This is a genomic window from Flavobacterium sufflavum (genome assembly GCF_004016525.1).
GTDB lineage: Bacteria > Bacteroidota > Bacteroidia > Flavobacteriales > Flavobacteriaceae > Flavobacterium > Flavobacterium sufflavum.
The window spans coordinates 185267-203696 of record NZ_SACJ01000005.1; the positions used below are offsets into that span (position 1 = coordinate 185267).

Sequence of the window (18430 nt, forward strand, 5' to 3'; positions counted from 1 at the left end):
GTAATTAAAAATAAATGAAAGTAGCATTTATAACAGGAGTGACAGGACAGGATGGAGCTTATTTAAGTGAGTTTTTATTAAAAAAAGGGTATATTGTTCACGGTTTAAAAAGGCGTTCGTCACAATTTAATACTGACAGAATAGATCATTTGTATCAGGATCCTCATGTTGAAAACAGAAATTTCTTTTTGCATTATGGAGATATGACTGACAGCACTAATCTGATTCGTCTTATAAAAGAAATTCAGCCTGATGAAATTTACAATCTGGCTGCTATGAGTCATGTACATGTGTCTTTTGAAATCCCTGAGTATACAGCCAATACTGATGGTGTCGGAGCTTTGCGTATTTTGGAAGCGGTACGGTTTCTTGGATTAGAAAATAAAACAAGAGTGTATCAGGCTTCTACATCTGAATTGTATGGGAAAGTACAGCAAGTACCTCAAACAGAAACTATTCCTTTTTATCCAAGAAGCCCTTATGGTGTAGCTAAATTATATGCTTACTGGACGACAGTGAATTATAGGGAAGCCTACGGGATTTTTGCCTGTAATGGTATATTATTCAATCACGAATCTCCTATTCGGGGAGAAACTTTTGTAACACGCAAAATTACCCGGGCTGCTGCCAGAATTGCGTTGGGACTTCAGGATAAATTGTATATAGGTAATTTGGATGCCAAACGCGATTGGGGACATGCCAAAGATTATGTACGAATGATGTGGATGATTCTTCAGGCAGATGAGCCGGAAGATTGGGTAATTGCTACAGGCGGAACCACTGCTGTAAGGGAATTTGTAAAGATGGCATTTAATGAAGTGGGAATTGAATTAGAGTTCACAGGAGAAGGAGTGGATGAAAAGGCTTATGTGAAATCTTGTAATGATATTCGTTTTCAAATAGAAATAGCTAAGGAAGTTGTTGCTGTTGATACTGAATATTTCCGCCCTACAGAAGTTGATTTGCTTATCGGGGATGCGTCTAAAGCAAAAAATAAATTAGGTTGGGTTTTGGAATACGATTTAAAAGAATTAGTGGCTGAAATGATGCAAAGTGATATAAAATTGATGCAAAAGGAGTGTTATTTAAAAGAGGGAGGGTTTACAACTCATAATTATTTTGAATAAAGGAATGGAAAAGACTGCTAAAATTTATGTAGCTGGGCACCATGGTTTGGTTGGAAGTGCGATTGTGAAAAATTTGCAAAATAAAGGCTATTCTAATCTTTTATTGCGAACACATCAAGAGCTGGATTTAACAGATACTTCAGTAGTAGCAGGCTTTTTTGAGAGTGAAAAACCGGAATACGTATTTCTGGCTGCGGCCAAAGTGGGAGGAATAGTTGCAAATAGTTCGTATAGAGCCGATTTTATGTACCAAAATCTGATGATTCAAAATAATGTGATTCATCAGAGTTATTTGCATCAGGTAAAAAAACTATTGTTTTTAGGGAGTAGCTGTATTTACCCTAAAAATGCAAATCAGCCTCTAAAAGAAGAGTCTTTATTAACTGGAGTTTTAGAATATACTAATGAACCTTATGCCATTGCTAAAATAGCAGGTATAAAAATGTGTGAGAGTTATAATTTGCAGTACGGAACCAATTTTATGTCGGTAATGCCTACTAATTTATACGGACCAAACGATAATTTCGATTTAGAAAAATCACATGTTTTACCGGCACTCATCAGAAAAATCCATTTGGGAAAAGCTTTAGAGAATAACGATTGGGAAACCATACGGCTCGATTTGGATCAAAGACCTATAAGTGGGATTTCAGGGAATGCTTCAGAAATAACTATCTTGGAAGTTTTAAAAGCCTTTGGAATTGAGAAAGCAGAAGATTCAGTAAATGTTGAAATCTGGGGCTCTGGAAAACCAATGCGGGAGTTCCTTTGGTCAGAAGATATGGCTGATGCTTGTGTGTTCCTTATGGGAAATCGCAATTTCTCTGACTGCATTAATTATAATAACGATGCAGTTGTTACCTCAAGCGAAGTCGGGAGAGAAACAGAAATCCGCAATACCCATATTAATATTGGTACAGGAAGTGATATTTCGATACAGAATTTAGCGAATTTGATTAAAAATAAAATTGGTTTCAAAGGACGTTTTTTGTTTAATAGCCGAAAACCTGATGGAACGATGCGTAAATTGACAGATGTAAGCAAACTGAACGCTTTGGGATGGAAGCATCAGGTTGAGATTGAAGAGGGAATTGTCAAATTGTATCAATGGTATTTAAATAAATAAAATGAAGAATCCATTTTTGTCAATAATTACGATTAATTATAATGACGCTGTAGGTTTAGAAAAAACAATACAATCTGTAATATCCCAAAGTTTCAAAGATTTTGAATATTTAGTGATTGACGGAGGCTCGAAAGATGACAGTCTAAGTATTATAGAAAAAAACAGATTGTCTATTGATTATTGCGTTAGCGAAAGTGATACTGGTATTTATAACGCCATGAACAAAGGGATTCGCAAAGCTAATGGTGAATATCTACTTTTTTTAAATGGTGGTGATGTTTTAAATGGTCGCACTGCTTTGGAAGATTTTATCAACCATGAGTGTTTTCAGGGCGACATTATTTACGGGGATTATAAGTATGAAGAGGGAGGAAAGGTCTTTCCCGATCGATTAACACCTTTGTTTTTTGTTCGTACCTCACTGCCACATCAGAGTACTTTATTTAAACGCGAGATTTTTGATAAAATGGGCTTGTATGACGAAGGATATAAAATAGTCTCCGACAGGGATTTTTATATTAAGTGCTTTTTAAGCAATCAATTTGTTTTTAAGCATGTTCCCTATTCTCTATCTATTTTTGATTTGTTGGGGATGAGTAATGATCCGCAGCATACGGAAAAACAAGTGCTTGAAAATGAAAGGATGTTTCAGATAAATTATGGTGTTTATTATGAAGATTACAAAAACATGCTCCTTTTACAAAGGCAACTCAATCAGCTAAAAAGAGAGACTGTATCGGGGATAATGAAAAGGATTGTAAATAAAATGAAAAAAGTATGTCGAATCCGTTAGTAAGTGTTGTTATTCCGACATATAAACGAACCGACTACCTGAAATTGACGCTGGAGAGTGTCAATAATCAAAGCTTTCAGAATTTTGAAATTATCGTTGTTGACGACGGCTCTCCAAATGATGATAACTTGCTTTTGTGTCAGATGTTTGAAAAAGTTAGGTATATTAAGATTGAGAATAGCGGAGGTCCAGCAAAACCAAGAAATGTTGGGATGAAGGAAGCCAAAGGAAGGTATATTGCTTTTGTAGATGATGATGATTTGTGGTTACCAACCAAATTAGAAAAACAAGTGGCCATTTTAGATAACAATTCTGAGTTTGGATTGGTTCACAGTTGTTGTGAAGTTATAGATGAGAATGGAATAAAAACTAATGAAATTGTAGGAAGGCCTGGTTCTTTGGATGTAAAACATGGTGATGTGTCTTTAAGAATGATTGGGAGTTGGACTTTGATGATGCCTACGCCAATGGTTAGAAAAGAAGTTATAGATGAAATAGGCTTGTTTAATGAAATAATGCCTCCCGCTGGGGAGGATGTTGAATATTGGACACGCTGTTCTTTTGTTGCTAAATTCTTTTATATGGATGAACCTTTGGCACTTTATAGAAGACATCCTCAGAATATTTCTGGGAATACTATAAAATACCTTCAATTGCCTTTGTATTTGAAAAGCGTTTTACTGGAACAATTGAATTTTGAGAGGATTACTAAAAAACAGTATTTTTATCTGTTGAATAGTTTGTGTAAAATGCAAATTAAAATGGTTAAGGTGCATTTATTCCAAACCTGTAAAAAATTATTTTTATTGGATTTTTATTGGTTGTTTAAAAAAAACAATGTAAAGTTGTTGATTTATGTTTTGTTTTTTAAAAAGGAATCTCTTTGAATTTAGATATGCTTTAAAGGAATGATTTTTACTTTAAAAGGAGTAAGAACAAAGTTCAGAGATAATATAATTGATAAGAGATATGAGAATAGGAATGAATCCTCAAAAGCAGGATAATAAAATTGTATTGAAGACGAATCATCGCATAATTGTGGTAGTATATATACCTGATTTCAAGGGCTATTATAAAAATATATTTGAAGTTTTTAAATTGTGTTTAGAGTCAATTATTGTAACAAAAAATGATCGATGTGCGGTAACAGTAGTTAATAATGCATCTTGTTTAGAAGTAAGTGAATTTATCGATGCTAATTTTAAGAACGGAAATATAGATTGTGTTATTCATCATAATGAAAATATCGGGAAAATTGATGCTATTATTGGGGCTGCCAGAGGAGTGCGTGAACCATTGATTACGATGACAGATGTAGATGTGTTATTTAAAACAGCCTGGCAGGAAAATGTAGAAAATGTTTTTATGAAAATTAAAAACGTAGGTTCTGTTTCTCCTATTGCTACCAGAAATTCATTGAACTATGGGACAAGTTCTGTTTTTAAGAGTATTTTTTTTCGCAAAGTGAAATTTAAACTGGTACCAATACCTGAAAATTTTGATGCTAATAATAAAAGTCTTCAAAGTGTAAATAGAAAACCGGAAGTCTCTAAAAACAAATTGTGGCCTGTTATTGAAAAAAATGATATCAAAGCAATAGTAGGTAGCGGGCATCAGGTGATAACTATTAGAAGAGAAATTTTGTTTAAAACGGTTCCAACTTTTCCGTGTTTTGTGCCTGTAGGACTTGATTCTGAGTTTAAGTATGTAGACGAACCTATAAACAGATCGGGTGGATTGCGTCTGGCCACTTATAATAATTATGCCTATCACATGGGGAATGCAGTTGAGGATTGGATGTTTGATGTTCAGCAGGATAATTTGAAAAACAAACAAGAGATTCAAAATAATCAAAAGCCATTTCAATTGCCTAAAGAAAATTTTAACCAGCCTTATTATTGGTGGTTTTGTTTTTGGGAGAGGGTATGGATTAAACTTTTTAAGATATTCTATAAGGCCAATAAGATGGGGTAAACTGTTAATTTCAAAAAAAAACTAATAGAGATAAAAAATGCCAAAAGTAGTTTTGATTTCACAAATGCCATTGCCCTATTCTAAAATTGGAAGTTGGACCACATTGTATAAAAATTATTTAAAGAAAGATCATAAAATTGATTATATAGTTTGTCCAAAACCAGAAGAATTATTTGATGGAATAAAATATAGTTTTGTCAATTTTACATTTATTTCTAAACTCAGAAGCAAACTCCTAAAGAGAAAAAACCTAGAGTATTTTCAGGCGCTTGATAAATTAATTAATCCTGATGAAAAATACATCATTCAAATTATTGACAATTACGGAATGATAAAACCTCTTGAAAAATATCTTTCATCAAAAGGGATTCTAAATAAATGCTACATTCAGTTTTTTTATCATGGATACCCGCCTTATGTTCAGCAAGCTTCGGGATTAGATTTTTATGAAATCATAGATGAGATGATTTTGTTGACTAATGACAGCTATGCATTACACAAAAAAGAGATTAATGTATTGCCAAATTATTTTTCAATTCTACCTAATGGTATTGATACTGAGAAATTTAAAAAAATAGCTGATTTTGAAAAAATCAAATTAAAAAAGCAGCTTAATCTGGATGATAAAAAAGTATTTCTTTGGTGTTCTAACGACAGACCTAAAAAAGGATTAAATTTAATTTTAGACGTTTGGAAAAATGTTTATACCAGATATGATAATATTGTATTGCTTGTTATAGGCTGTGATCCGAGAGAAGAAATGGATGGTGTGTTGTTTTTAGGTAAAATACCTAACGATAATCTTCCAAAGTATTATCAGCTTTCAGATTGTTATCTTTTTCCAACATTATGTCAGGAGGGATTTGGCTTAAGCCTTATTGAAGCATTGCATTGTGGAAATTATTGTATTGCCTCTGCATTGGGTGGTGTTCCCGAGGTTTTACAGTATGGAAAACTGGGAAAGTTAATTGAAAATCCTCATTTTGTTTCCGAATGGGAAAAGGCTATAAATGATTTTTTAGAAGACAAATATGAAATTCCTGAAGTCCCGGAAGCATTGTATTCTAAAGAAAAATGGAATGAGGGAATGAACCAAATTATTGAGAAGGCAAAATTTAGATTAGCAAATAGCACAATTAAATTATGAAAATAGATCAGCTAACATTTACCAGATTCCTAGCTGCAATTTCAATTGTTATTTTTCATTATGGAGGGAAAAGTTTTCCATTTAATAATGATAGGATTGCTTATATATTTAAAGGTGCCGATGTTGGAGTGAGTTATTTTTTTATATTATCTGGTTTTGTGATGATAATTGCTTATGGAAATAAATCAATTGTTGTAGCTAAAGATTATTTTAGAAATAGGTTTGTAAGGATCTATCCGGTATATTTTTTAGCACTATTTGTGATGTTTGTATTGCAAATACGTACGAAAAATTTAGATTTGTCGGGTTTGTTTTTAAATGTTTTAATGATTCAATCCTGGATTCCGGGTAAAGAATTATCTGTTAATTCGCCAGGGTGGTCATTGTCTGTTGAGTTCTTATTTTACGCAATTTTTCCACTGATGTTTAATAAGTTCTTCAAAACGGAATCATTAAAAAAAAATTCTTTCCTTATTGTTCTATTTTGGATTATAAGTCAGGTGTTTTTTCAATTACTATTTGTATTTTACGGAGGTAGTGAATTAGATATTACGAAAGATGTTTTAAAATACAATCCGTTAATGCATCTTAATGAATTTTTGATAGGAAATCTTGCGGGACTTTTTTTTATTCAGCATTTACAGGAGAAAAAAGGCAATTATGATCTTGTTATTTTGATATTGGCAGGATTGGTGATTTTAGCATTGAAATTTTCATTGGGGCTAAATTTTCACAATGGCTTGCTCGCTGTGCTTTTTGTTCCTTTGATAATTTGCTTATCTTTAAACAACGGCTATATCACTAAGCTATTTCAGAAAAAGTCGCTTGTGTTTTTAGGAGAAATTAGTTTTGGAATTTATATTTTACAACATCCGGTTTATTCTTTGATTAGTTCTTATACTGTTAATAAGTATTTTCAGATTAATGATACAGCTATTGTCTTTTTTAGTAGACTTGTTGTATTGCTTGTAGTTTCGTCAGTAGTTTATATTTATATTGAAAAACCAATGCAGAATAAAATAAAAGTTAAAAGAAAAATAGTTGTCCTTTCATGAAATTCAGTTTTATAAAAGAGTAAAAATTATGGTGATATAGTTATAATTCTTGCCTGTGAAGTATCATAATAATCTAAAATAATCGGTTGAATTTAAATACTTCATTTTAGTTGACTGCTACTAAAATATTCTGAAAACCAAATAAAAATATTTTTTTAAAAGTTATGTCTTATGCATAAACCTTATCTTATTGCCGAAATAGGCCAGGCCCATGAAGGAAGTTTAGGGATTTTACATTCCTATATAGATGCCCTGGCAGAAACCGGTGTTCAGGCAGTAAAATTCCAAATGCACATTGCCGAGGCTGAAAGTAGTTCTCTTGAACCTTTCAGGATAAAATTTTCGTATGAAGATAAAACCCGCTATGACTATTGGAAAAGGATGCAGTTTACATTGGAGCAATGGAGAGAAATTAAAAACCATTGTGATGCGGTTGGATTGGATTTTATTTGTTCTCCTTTTAGCAATAAGGCTGTTGATTGGCTTGAAGAAATAGGGAGTAAATATTATAAAGTTGGTTCCGGTGAGGTAAACAACTTCCTTCTTTTGGAAAAGATTGCACAAACTAAAAAGCATGTAATCATTTCATCAGGTATGAGCAGTTTTGAGGAACTGGATTTAACAGTTCAGTTTTTAAAAAAGCGTCAGGTAGATTTCTCCATTTTACAATGTACAACTTCTTATCCTACACAACCTGAGCAATTCGGTTTTAATGTAATTCAGGAGTTGAAAGAACGTTATCAGGTAAAAGTAGGTTTTTCGGATCACTCTGCCAAAATTGCCACTAGTATTGCCGCCGTTGCTTTAGGTGCTGAAATATTGGAGTTTCATGTGGTATTTGACCGAAGAATGTTTGGTCCGGATTCAAAATCCTCCCTAACAATTGATGAGGTAAGCCAATTGGTATCTGATGTAAGGTTCATTCAAACTGCGATACAAAATCCCATAAATAAGGATGACAATCGGCAATTTTCAACATTAAAAAGTATATTTGAAAAATCATTGGCGGTAAACAAAGATTTACCAAAGGGACATATACTTTCTTTTGAAGATTTGGAAGCAAAAAAACCTAAAGCTTATGGTATAGAGGCTTCAGGGTTTAATAGCGTAATTGGTAAAAAACTGTCCCGGGATATGTTGCAATGGGAATTTTTAAATGAAAAAGATCTGGAATGAATACTGTCAGAAAAATTGTAGTGGTAATAACAGCTCGTCCTTCTTACAGTAGGGTGAAAACGGTATTAGCCGCTATTCAAAAGCATCCAGGGTTGCAGTTACAGCTGGTTGTTGCTGCCTCTGCTTTGTTGGATCGATATGGCTCTGCCGTTAATTATATTGAAAAAGACGGTTTTACCATTGCTGCTAAGGTGTTTAATGTGTTGGAAGGCGAGAATTTAACTGCAGCAGCAAAAACCACTGGAATAGGTATTTTGGAATTATCGACTGTTTTTGACAATCTAAAACCAGACATTGTTGTGACTGTTGCCGATCGATTTGAAACAATGGCAACGGCTATTGCGGCTTCTTATATGAATATTCCTTTGGCACACATACAAGGAGGAGAAGTAACCGGAAATATTGATGAAAAAGTACGTCATGCTATCACAAAGTTATCTGATTATCATTTTGTTGCTTCGGAAAACGCCAAAGAAAGAGTCATCAAATTAGGAGAAGATCCGGCAATGGTTTTTAACACAGGTTGTCCTTCTATCGATTTAGCTTCAGCGATAACGGAAAGCAAAACACTAGCATTTGATCCGTATGAAAAATATGGTGGTGTGGGAGCAAAGCCTGACTTGTCTCAAGGCTATTTAGTAGTGATGCAACATCCGGTTACCACAGAATACCGGGATTCTCGAAAACACATAGAAGTTACACTTGAGGTTATTTATAAACTAAACAAACCTACTCTTTGGTTTTGGCCAAATGTAGATGCTGGAGCAGATGGAACATCAACTGGAATTCGTGCTTTTAGAGAGCAGCATCAGTTACCAAATGTTCATTTTTTCAAGAATATGGAAGGAAAAGATTTCCTGCAATTGTTGAAACATAGCGATTGCCTGATAGGGAATTCGAGTGTAGGGATACGGGAATGTGCTTTCTTGGGAGTTCCGGTAATCAATATTGGTTCGCGTCAAAATAGAAGAGACCGTGGGGGAAATAGTGTCGATGTAGACTATTCGAAAGAACAAATAGAAGCTGCGATTGTCACTTCCATACAAAAAGGGAAAACCATTTCATCTTCCATTTATGGAAACGGAAAAGCTGGGCTACAAATAGCAGAATTACTCGCTGAATTGCCTTTGCAGTTTCACAAAACTATCATGTATTAAGATGAACATTTTAGCTATAATTCCAGCTCGTGGAGGCTCTAAGGGGATTCCGGGTAAAAATATTAAGTTATTAAATGGAAAACCATTATTGGCTTATACTTCTGAAATTGCCTTGCAATCGAAACATTTGACGGAAGTTATTATCTCTACCGAGGATGAACAAATTATAGAAGTAGCAAAAAGTATGGGGATAAAAGTACCGTTTGTTAGACCAATGGCATTGGCACAAGATAATACTCCAACTATTGATGTAATTATCCACGCCTTAAAATGGTATGAAAATCAAAATATTTTTTTCGATGCTGTTTGTCTTTTGCAAGTGACAAGCCCATTTAGAACATTGGAGCTTTTGGATAAAGCTATTGAGAAATTTATAGAAAAGAATGCTGATTCTTTGGTTTCTGTTCAAAAAGTACCACATGAATACAATCCGCATTGGACATTTGAAGTGAATGAGGGAGGAAATTTAAAGATTGCTACCGGCGAAACTGAAATCATTAGTCGAAGACAGGAACTTCCAACGACCTATCATAGAGATGGAAGCATTTATATTACTAAGACAAAAGTCCTTTTAAAAGAACATTCCTTGTACGGAAAAAGTACCGCCTTCATTGAATCGGAACCTGATTTTTATGTCAATATTGACACATTACAAGATTGGGAAAAAGCCGAAGAAATGATTCAAAATAAAATGAAATAATGTGTGGTATTGCTGGAATAATTGGTGATTATAAAGAGTCTCAACTGGATGAAATGCTTAGCAGTCAACATCATCGGGGACCTGATGCAACGGCTAAATATTTTGACACAGGATTTGCTGCTTTAGGACATAATCGATTGGCTATTATTGATTTGTCTGCAAAATCGAATCAGCCTTTTATTGATGATTCAGGACGTTATGTTTTGGTTTTTAATGGAGAAATCTATAATTATATTGAAATAAAGGAGGCTTTGCAAGACCAATATGATTTCAAAACGGAATCGGATACGGAGGTTTTATTGGCTGCATTTATAATTTATGGAAAATCCTGTTTGGAAAAACTTAACGGAATGTTTGCCTTTAGCATTTGGGACAATCAGGAGAAAAAACTATTTGCAGCCAGAGATCGATTTGGAGTTAAACCTTTTTATTATAGTTTATTCCATAATACTTTTTATTTTTCGTCAGAAATAAAAGCTTTGCACGCTGCTGGAATTACAAAGAAACCTAGCGAGAAAGTATGGGCTTCTTATTTTGCTTATGGTTCTTATGGAAATCCCAAAGAAACTTTTTGGTCAGACATTGTTGAATTACCGGGAGGACATTTTTTGGAATATGATGGCAAAAATCTGTTTTTAAAAAAATGGTATTATTTTGAAGAAGAAGTAGCCAAACAACCTAAAAACATCACTTTCGAACAAGCCAAAGAACAGTATGTTGGGCTGCTAAAAGACAGTATCAAATTACGTTTTCGAGCCGACGTTCCAGTAGGATTCAATATCAGTGGTGGATTGGATAGTTCCGTTTTGTTGGCTTTAGTCAATTTACAAGAGAATGACAAAAATCAAAAATCGGTAATCGGTAATCTGCAATCAGCAATCAACGCCTATACTTTTTACACTAACAATTCGGATTATGACGAGTTACCCTGGGTTGAAAAAATGATCGCCAAAACTAATAATCCTTTGGTAAAAGTTCTTCTTCAAGCCGATGAGATTCCGACTCTGATCAGAAAAATGCAATGGCAACAAGATGAGCCTTTTGGAGGGATTCCAACCTTGGCGTATGCCAAAATATTTGAGCATGCCCGAAAAGATAAGGTTCTAGTTCTTTTAGACGGACAAGGAATGGATGAACAATGGGCAGGATATGATTATTACACTCAGAATAATGAGGCAACCATACAAGGAGTTCAGGATTCTCCGTATAAAACAAAGATGCTTTCAGATACTTTTTTTGCTAAAGCTGAAAAACCTTTATACCCAAAACCTTTTAAGGATGAGGTGTTAAACAAACAATATCGGGATTTATTTTATACTAAAATTCCTCGGGCATTGCGATTTAATGATCGGATTTCGATGGCATTTTCAACTGAATTGAGAGAGCCTTTTTTAGATTATCGTTTGGTGGAATTTGCATTTTCACTGCCTTTGGATTTCAAAATAAAAGAAGGGATTTCTAAATTTATCTTACGCGAAATAGCCTCAGAATATTTGGCAGATAATTTGGTTTTTGCACCTAAAAGACCACTGCAAACACCACAAAGGGAATGGCTGGCAACTGATTTGAAGGAATGGGTAGCTCAATGTTTTGCAGAATTGGAAAATTCAGTTTATTCCAATTGGTTTGATAAAGACTCTTTAGAAAATGAACTAAAAAGCTATTTCGAGGGCAACATTCAATCTAGTTTTCATCTTTGGCAGTGTATTAGTTTATATGAAATCGCCATTAACAACAAGTTTGCACAAGCAAAAACCAATAACTAAACCACTCTGCACTGAAAGTGCAGAGGTTTGTTTGATGAGAGACTGAAAGTCTCTCAATTTTGAAAACTGTTTATCAATATTAAAAGTCAAAGATTAGATTTTTTCGCATTACTAAAGTACTGCAATAAATTGCAGGGTTTTAAACCCTAATCTGAGACCAATAAAAGGCGATAACATACCTGCCTGTCGGCAGACAGGTTTGACCGCTAAAAAATAAATTTTACATATATGAAATGTTTAAGAAAGAAGATTGAATAGGTGTAAAAAACATTAGGGAAATAAATATTTGGCAGCTCAATTATCCAAAACAATTTAAAGATATCTAACTATATTTGCAGCTATAATAATCAGATGCGTTAGTTTTAGGCATTTTTTTAACTAAAAGCAATTTGTTTGATAGACTATTATACCAACAAGAGCAGCCATCCCGAGCTTATCGAAGGATAACCCATAACTGACAACTCACAACAAAAATATATGTTTTTCAATTCCTTCGCTTTTGCGATTTTTTTACCCATTGTGTTTGTTTTGTATTGGTTTGTGTTTAATAAAAACAAAACCACTCAAAATACGCTATTGATTATTGCCAGTTATTATTTCTATTCCTGTTGGGATTGGCGATTCCTGTTTTTATTGGTTTTTTCGACCTTTCTGGATTATTATACGGGTATTCGAATTGAAAAAAGCCAGAAAGAAAGCGGTAGAAAGTTTTGGTTTTGGCTGAGTATTGGAGTCAATTTGGGATTTCTGGGAATGTTTAAATACTATAACTTTTTTGCCAGTTCTTTTGCTGAATTGATGCAGGGTTTTGGTTTAAAAAGTTCTCCTTTTCTATTGGATGTGGTTTTGCCGGTGGGAATTTCATTTTACACTTTTCACGGTCTGTCCTATGTAATTGACATTTATTATAAAAGAATCAAAGCCGAATACAACTTTGTCGATTATTCTTTGTTTGTGAGTTATTTTCCGCTTTTGGTGGCAGGACCTATCGAAAGAGCCACGCATTTATTGCCAGAGATAAAAGTAAAACGTGAATTTGATTTAGAAAAAGCAAAAGAAGGAATCTATCAAATGATTTGGGGATTGCTTAAAAAAGTAGTCATTGCCGATACTTGTGCAACCTACGCTAATGCTATTTTTGATAATTATCATTCGATGAATTCCTTGTCGTTGATTTTAGGAGCGGTTTATTTTGCTTTCCAAATCTATGGTGATTTTTCAGGCTATTCGGATATGGCTTTGGGAATGTCAAAATTGTTTGGATTAGATTTATTGCGAAACTTCAACTATCCTTATTTTTCGAGAGACATAGCCGAGTTTTGGCGTCGATGGCATATTTCCTTATCTTCCTGGTTTCGCGATTATTTGTATATTCCGCTTGGAGGTAGTAAAGGCGGATTGTGGGTAAAAATAAGGAACACCTTTATTATCTTTTTAGTCAGTGGTTTTTGGCATGGAGCCAATTGGACTTATGTGGCTTGGGGCGGAATTAATGCCTTGTACTTTTTACCATTACTTTTAAGAAAATCCAATAGAAACAATATAGATATCGTAGTACTGGATAGGAATTGGGAATCGGTAAAGGCAATAGGGAATATCTTGCTTACATTTGCGTTGAGCTGCTTAGCCTGGGTTTTTTTTAGGGCTAAAACCATTGCTGACGCGGTATCGTATTTAAAACAGATTGTTACAAACGGACATTTTACGTCACAATATTTGGCCAATGAAAGGTATAATTACGAGCTGTTAATCATGGTGTTGTTGTTTGTCGTTGTCGAATGGAACAACCGTACTAAAGAGGAACCAATTTCTGGAAAGTACCAAAGTATTAAACTAGCTTTTTGTTTAGCTGCAATAATGGCATTAGGTACGTATTCAGATTATAAAGAATTTATTTATTTTCAGTTTTAGCTATTGTTTGTATTTGTCCCTCGATTTTAGCCTGTATTGAGTTATAGTCGAAAGATTCAGCCTGACAAGACAAATAGTTTGATTACGTTTGTCACCCCGAGCGTAGTCGAGGGGAGAGATGAGGTCTCAACTTAAATCTGTCTTGAGCGATAGCTAAAAGGCTTGGGATGACAAAGCGGATAAGTTGAGGGATAATGTTTGTCACCTCGAGCGAAGTCGAGAGGCGAGTTTAGTCGAGATGAGATAGAGAAAAGAAGAGGGTCTCGACTTCGCTCGACCTGACAATGATCGTAAGTTGAACGATAACGTTTGTCACCTCGAGCGAAGTCGAGAGGCATCTGAGTTGAAATACAGAATAATTGAAATAATTTTAATTATAAATTTTAGATTATGAAGTTCTATTATGTTTATATTTTAAAATGCAGCGATAATTCATTGTACGTAGGAATCACTTCTAATATCGAAAGAAGAGTTTTAGAACATAATGGAGGGAAATATCCTGATGCTTATACTCATAAAAGGAGACCAGTTGAGTTGGTTTTTTGTCAGGAATTTACAGAGCCTAATCAAGCTATTGATTTTGAAAAAAAGATAAAAAAGTGGAGTAGGCTAAAGAAACAAGCTTTGATAGATGAGAATTATGATGAATTGCAAAGGTTGTCGGAATGCAGGAATGAAACTCATAGCAAATATAAAGACAAAATGAGGGAGGAAGATTTGTAAGGGTCTCGACTTCGCTCGACCTGACAATGAGCGTAAGTTGAACGATAACGTTTGTCACCCCGAGCGGAGTTGAGGGGCTAGCGTAGTCAAGAGATAAGATGAAGTCTCAATTTCACTCGACTTGACAATGGGGGGGGTGATGATGTATATGACCTCGAGAGTAGTCGAGATGAGATTGAAGTAAAAAATGAATAAAAAAGATTAATTAATAGAATGAAGCAATTTTTAGGATTTACTATAAAAACAATAATCATAATAGTGGTGTTAGCTATAATATTAGACTACTGTTATACCTCCGTATACCTGCAATCCAATAACCGGAATAAAATAGAATACGTTTATAACTCCAAATCCAGAAATTATGATGTGGTGATTTTAGGGTCTTCCCGTGCCAATAATCATTTTGTGACTGAAATGTTTGAGCAAAAAGGACTAAAAACTTTTAATTATGGAATGAGTGGCGGTCATTTGTTCGAAGCAGATTTGATGTTGAAATTAATGTTAGAACGTAACTACAAAATAAAAACAGTAATTCTCGAAGCCGATTTGAATTTGTCTAATGATAAACGTTCTGAAACCGTAGCAGCTAAATTTTTGCCTTATATTCATGATTCGGAAATCATTAAAAAGCATTTCTTAAATGAAGCCGATTTTAATTATTTATATTATCTTCCTTTTTATCGTTACGTCAATTTTGATGGATTAATAGGATTTCGGGAATTTTATAAAACCTTAAGTAGGCAACCCACGAATGTTTTGGATAAAGGAGGATACCATGCTTTAGGTAATAAAAAAGGGAATATGAAAAATAATATCAGAGCTTTAAAACCACTAAAGAACAAATATTACGAAGAAATCAAGAGTATTTGCGTAGCTAATAAAATTAACTTTATTGCAGTGATGACTCCAATGTGTGAAAACACCAAAGGAATTGACTATTTTGATAAAGTGAAAAAAGCCTATCCGGAAATTCATAATTATGAAAATGTAGTGGTGGAAGATAAATTTTTCTCATCTTGTGGTCACATGAATAATGCTGGAGCCAGAATTTTTACAGCTCGAATTATTAACGATTTTTTTACTGAATAATAAAGCAAATTATAGAATGATTTTTTAAAATAGAATAATAAAGTTTTATGATAAAGAAAGAAAAAATAGTCCTCCTGTTTCCTGATGGGATTGGTGTTCGAAATTATCTTTATTCAGATGTTTTTAAGGGGATTCAGGATGATTTAGTATTATTTCATAATTTTGATCCGGCTACTATAACCACATTAAAAGGGCAGACTTCTTTATCTGATGACATACTTATTCCTGAATACAAAGAATCAATACAAGAAAAATTTTTACGGGAATTAATATGTCTTTCCAGATTGTATTATAATGCTGTGTCGACTTCTAATCCTATTGTATTAACTAATTGGAATTGGAAACAAAAAACACTTTCAAAAAGTTTGTTTTATAAGGGCATTGAAAAAATAGCGCCTTTTTTTAAAAAGTATTCTACAATTCTAAAATTAGAACAACGTTATCAGAAGGCGATTCGTAAAAATTCTTTTTATGATGAGATGAAAGTAATTTTAGAGGAAATGCAGCCTAAAGCCGTTTTTTGTTCTCATCAACGTGGCTTGAAAGCTGCTCCTGTTTTTGCCGCTGCAAAAGATTTAGGAATCCCTACAACTACCGTAATCTACTCTTGGGATAATCTGCATAAAGCAAGATTAGCATTGCGTGCAGATAATTATTTGGTTTGGTCTGAGTATATGAAAGCGGAAATGGCATTGTATTATCCTGAAATTCTTCAAGAGCAGGTTCATGTTACCGGAACACCTCAATTTGAGTTTTATGGGGATCAAACAAATATTATAGAGAAAAAACTCTTTTTCGAAAAATATAATTTTGATCCAAATAAAAAAATCATTTGTTTTTCGGGTGATGATATCAAAACCTCACCTGATGACCCCAGTTATTTAAAAGATATTGCTGCCGAATTGACTAAAGCGAATTTACAGCATGAATATCAAATTTTGTTTAGAAAATGTCCTGTAGATTTTTCAGGAAGATTCGATTCAGTAGTAAGGGAATATAGTAATTTGATTAAAGAAGTTGCACCTTTATGGCATTGTAATTCCTCCAAAGAATGGAGTGCTGTTTATCCTTCCAGAGAGGATGTTAAATTATTGGTCAGTACAGTGTTTTATTCTGATGTGGTGGTTAATGTAGGTTCCACAATGGCTTTTGATTTTGCGATATTAAACAAACCTTGTATGTTTATTAATTACGACCAAGAAAACAAAAAAGAGAAGGATTGGTCTGTTAAAACCATTTATCAATTTCAACATTTTAAAAGTATGCCGAGTCAAGATGCTGTAATTTGGCTCAATAATAAAGAAGAGTTTGTAGAAAAACTAACAAATAGTGGGTACAATACTAATGAAATGCTACGATGGAAAGAAACGGTGATTGCTGATTATAAGAATGCGTCCTGTAATATTAGACAAAAAATATAATTAAATTTAATATGCATATCTGTTTTCTAACAAGTGAATATCCCAAAGAAGGATTCCCTCATGGAGGGATAGGTAGTTTTGTGAAAACGATGGCATCTGCATTGGTAAATAAAGGAATAAAAGTATCGGTAATCGGAATTAATTATATTCCAAACGATGAAACCCAAATTGTTGATGGTGTAAATATTTATCGGTTAAAAAGAAGTACAGTAAAAGGTTTAGCTTGGTATTTTAATTTCAAGGCAATCAATAATAAAATAGACCAAATTCATAGGCAAGATTCGATACAGATTATTGAGTCTTCTGAACTTGGTTTGGCATTTATTAAGAAAATAAAGAATATCAAGTACATCATCCGATTGCATGGCGGGCATCATTTTTTTACCGAAGCAGAAAATAGAGGTATTAATCAATGGAAAGGATTTCAGGAAAAAAAGTCTTTTAAAAACAGTGATGCTTTTATTGCAGTTTCTCATTATGTTAAAAATCACACGGAAAAATATTTAAGTTACCATAACAAGCCTTTAGCATATATTAACAACCCTATTGATACCGATTTTTTTAAACCAATTATAGGAAACGAATCAGAAAATAAAATCGTTTTTGTAGGTACGGTTTGTGAAAAAAAAGGCATACGCCAATTAATACAAGCTTTCCCGTTTGTAAAAAAAGAATTCCCTAATGCAACTCTTGAAATATATGGCAGGGATTGGTTTTTTCCGGATGGAAGTTCTTACATTGCAATGCTGAAAGAAAAAGAATTGAAACCATTAGGGATAATAGCCAATGATATTTGTTTTCATGGAGCTGTTCCTTTAACGACTCTTCCCTCTAAATATGCTGAAGCAGCCGTCTGTGTTTTCCCATCTCATATGGAGACTTTGGGATTAGTCGCGCCAGAAGCAATGGCAATGCAAAAACCGGTTGTTTTTACCAACAAAGGACCGGGATCTGAAATTATTCTAGACGGACAAACGGGATTGTTATGTAATCCATATAATCCAAAGGATATTGCCGAAAAAATAATATGGGTATTTGAACATAAATCAGAAGCAAAGCAAATGGGATTGAATGCTGTAAAGTATGTTTTGAAAGCTTTTGACATTAAAATGCTGATTCAAAAGAATATTCAGTTTTATTTGGACGTAATTCATCAAAACATAGAAAAATAAAAATCTGTCTTCAGTCGTTAAATAAGTGTAATTTGTGAGTATTTTTATAAAAGTAACGATTTGCTTTTCAAATGTTTTTATAGGTATATTTGC

Annotated in this window: 16 protein-coding genes; all 16 read left to right on the forward strand. The window is 33.7% G+C overall.

The features are described 5' to 3' along the window. Window positions 1-14: 14 nt before the first annotated feature. Entirely contained in the window at window positions 15-1127 is a 1113-nt protein-coding gene (gene gmd, locus EOD40_RS10540) for a GDP-mannose 4,6-dehydratase (RefSeq protein WP_128195309.1), read from the forward strand. 4 nt (window positions 1128-1131) lie between these two features. After that, the gene (locus tag EOD40_RS10545) at window positions 1132-2253 is read left to right on the forward strand and encodes a GDP-L-fucose synthase family protein (RefSeq protein ID WP_128195311.1); all 1122 of its coding nucleotides are present in this window, start codon (window positions 1132-1134) and stop codon (window positions 2251-2253) included. A 1-nt stretch (window position 2254) separates the two neighbouring features. Continuing rightward, window positions 2255-3046 carry a glycosyltransferase family 2 protein gene (locus tag EOD40_RS10550; RefSeq protein WP_128195313.1) on the forward strand — a complete coding sequence of 264 codons (792 nt, stop codon included), beginning with the start codon at window positions 2255-2257 and terminating at the stop codon, window positions 3044-3046. After that, window positions 3031-3933 (forward strand): glycosyltransferase family 2 protein, encoded by a 903-nt coding sequence (locus EOD40_RS10555; RefSeq protein WP_128195315.1) that lies wholly within the window; start codon window positions 3031-3033, stop codon window positions 3931-3933. Before EOD40_RS10550 ends, EOD40_RS10555 begins: the two co-directional genes overlap by 16 nt. Window positions 3934-4015: 82 nt before the next feature. Beyond that, the gene (locus tag EOD40_RS10560; protein WP_128195317.1) at window positions 4016-5020 is read left to right on the forward strand and encodes a glycosyltransferase family 2 protein; all 1005 of its coding nucleotides are present in this window, start codon (window positions 4016-4018) and stop codon (window positions 5018-5020) included. 37 nt (window positions 5021-5057) lie between these two features. Continuing rightward, complete coding sequence (locus EOD40_RS10565) at window positions 5058-6167, forward strand: glycosyltransferase family 4 protein (RefSeq protein ID WP_128195319.1); 1110 nt, start codon at window positions 5058-5060, stop codon at window positions 6165-6167. Beyond that, a complete protein-coding gene (locus tag EOD40_RS10570; RefSeq protein WP_128195321.1) occupies window positions 6164-7222 on the forward strand; it encodes an acyltransferase family protein in 1059 nt (352 codons plus the stop codon). Before EOD40_RS10565 ends, EOD40_RS10570 begins: the two co-directional genes overlap by 4 nt. 171 nt (window positions 7223-7393) lie before the next feature. Further along, window positions 7394-8398 (forward strand): N-acetylneuraminate synthase family protein, encoded by a 1005-nt coding sequence (locus EOD40_RS10575; RefSeq protein ID WP_128195323.1) that lies wholly within the window; start codon window positions 7394-7396, stop codon window positions 8396-8398. After that, window positions 8395-9555 carry a UDP-N-acetylglucosamine 2-epimerase gene (gene neuC / locus EOD40_RS10580; protein ID WP_128195325.1) on the forward strand — a complete coding sequence of 387 codons (1161 nt, stop codon included), beginning with the start codon at window positions 8395-8397 and terminating at the stop codon, window positions 9553-9555. The genes EOD40_RS10575 and neuC overlap by 4 nt, the downstream gene beginning before the upstream one ends. A gap of 1 nt (window position 9556) precedes the next feature. After that, window positions 9557-10255 (forward strand): acylneuraminate cytidylyltransferase family protein, encoded by a 699-nt coding sequence (locus EOD40_RS10585; protein ID WP_128195326.1) that lies wholly within the window; start codon window positions 9557-9559, stop codon window positions 10253-10255. Continuing rightward, window positions 10255-12021, forward strand: coding sequence for an asparagine synthase (glutamine-hydrolyzing) (gene asnB / locus EOD40_RS10590; RefSeq protein ID WP_128195328.1), 1767 nt, complete (start codon window positions 10255-10257; stop codon window positions 12019-12021). The genes EOD40_RS10585 and asnB overlap by 1 nt, the downstream gene beginning before the upstream one ends. A 477-nt stretch (window positions 12022-12498) precedes the next feature. Beyond that, window positions 12499-13932, forward strand: coding sequence for an MBOAT family O-acyltransferase (locus tag EOD40_RS10595; protein WP_128195330.1), 1434 nt, complete (start codon window positions 12499-12501; stop codon window positions 13930-13932). A 390-nt stretch (window positions 13933-14322) separates the two neighbouring features. Next, window positions 14323-14655 carry a GIY-YIG nuclease family protein gene (locus tag EOD40_RS10600; protein ID WP_128195332.1) on the forward strand — a complete coding sequence of 111 codons (333 nt, stop codon included), beginning with the start codon at window positions 14323-14325 and terminating at the stop codon, window positions 14653-14655. Window positions 14656-14868: 213 nt separating this feature from the next. Further along, complete coding sequence (locus tag EOD40_RS10605; protein ID WP_128195334.1) at window positions 14869-15744, forward strand: hypothetical protein; 876 nt, start codon at window positions 14869-14871, stop codon at window positions 15742-15744. Window positions 15745-15791: 47 nt separating this feature from the next. Next, window positions 15792-17165, forward strand: coding sequence for a CDP-glycerol glycerophosphotransferase family protein (locus EOD40_RS10610; RefSeq protein WP_128195336.1), 1374 nt, complete (start codon window positions 15792-15794; stop codon window positions 17163-17165). A gap of 11 nt (window positions 17166-17176) precedes the next feature. Then, window positions 17177-18337, forward strand: coding sequence for a glycosyltransferase family 4 protein (locus EOD40_RS10615; RefSeq protein WP_128195338.1), 1161 nt, complete (start codon window positions 17177-17179; stop codon window positions 18335-18337). Window positions 18338-18430 lie beyond the last annotated feature (93 nt).

Excerpts from the sequence above, each read along its gene's own strand:
- EOD40_RS10560 (WP_128195317.1), top strand. The coding sequence starts at position 4,016 with ATGAGAATAGGAATGAATCCTCAAAAGCAGGATAATAAAATTGTATTG.
- EOD40_RS10575 (WP_128195323.1), top strand. The coding sequence starts at position 7,394 with ATGCATAAACCTTATCTTATTGCCGAAATAGGCCAGGCCCATGAAGGA.
- EOD40_RS10545 (WP_128195311.1), top strand. The coding sequence starts at position 1,132 with ATGGAAAAGACTGCTAAAATTTATGTAGCTGGGCACCATGGTTTGGTT.
- EOD40_RS10570 (WP_128195321.1), top strand. The coding sequence starts at position 6,164 with ATGAAAATAGATCAGCTAACATTTACCAGATTCCTAGCTGCAATTTCA.
- gmd (WP_128195309.1), top strand. The coding sequence starts at position 15 with ATGAAAGTAGCATTTATAACAGGAGTGACAGGACAGGATGGAGCTTAT.
- EOD40_RS10605 (WP_128195334.1), top strand. The coding sequence starts at position 14,869 with ATGAAGCAATTTTTAGGATTTACTATAAAAACAATAATCATAATAGTG.
- asnB (WP_128195328.1), top strand. The coding sequence starts at position 10,255 with ATGTGTGGTATTGCTGGAATAATTGGTGATTATAAAGAGTCTCAACTG.
- EOD40_RS10600 (WP_128195332.1), top strand. The coding sequence starts at position 14,323 with ATGAAGTTCTATTATGTTTATATTTTAAAATGCAGCGATAATTCATTG.
- EOD40_RS10565 (WP_128195319.1), top strand. The coding sequence starts at position 5,058 with ATGCCAAAAGTAGTTTTGATTTCACAAATGCCATTGCCCTATTCTAAA.
- EOD40_RS10550 (WP_128195313.1), top strand. The coding sequence starts at position 2,255 with ATGAAGAATCCATTTTTGTCAATAATTACGATTAATTATAATGACGCT.
- EOD40_RS10555 (WP_128195315.1), top strand. The coding sequence starts at position 3,031 with ATGTCGAATCCGTTAGTAAGTGTTGTTATTCCGACATATAAACGAACC.
- EOD40_RS10610 (WP_128195336.1), top strand. The coding sequence starts at position 15,792 with ATGATAAAGAAAGAAAAAATAGTCCTCCTGTTTCCTGATGGGATTGGT.
- EOD40_RS10595 (WP_128195330.1), top strand. The coding sequence starts at position 12,499 with ATGTTTTTCAATTCCTTCGCTTTTGCGATTTTTTTACCCATTGTGTTT.
- EOD40_RS10585 (WP_128195326.1), top strand. The coding sequence starts at position 9,557 with ATGAACATTTTAGCTATAATTCCAGCTCGTGGAGGCTCTAAGGGGATT.
- EOD40_RS10615 (WP_128195338.1), top strand. The coding sequence starts at position 17,177 with ATGCATATCTGTTTTCTAACAAGTGAATATCCCAAAGAAGGATTCCCT.
- neuC (WP_128195325.1), top strand. The coding sequence starts at position 8,395 with ATGAATACTGTCAGAAAAATTGTAGTGGTAATAACAGCTCGTCCTTCT.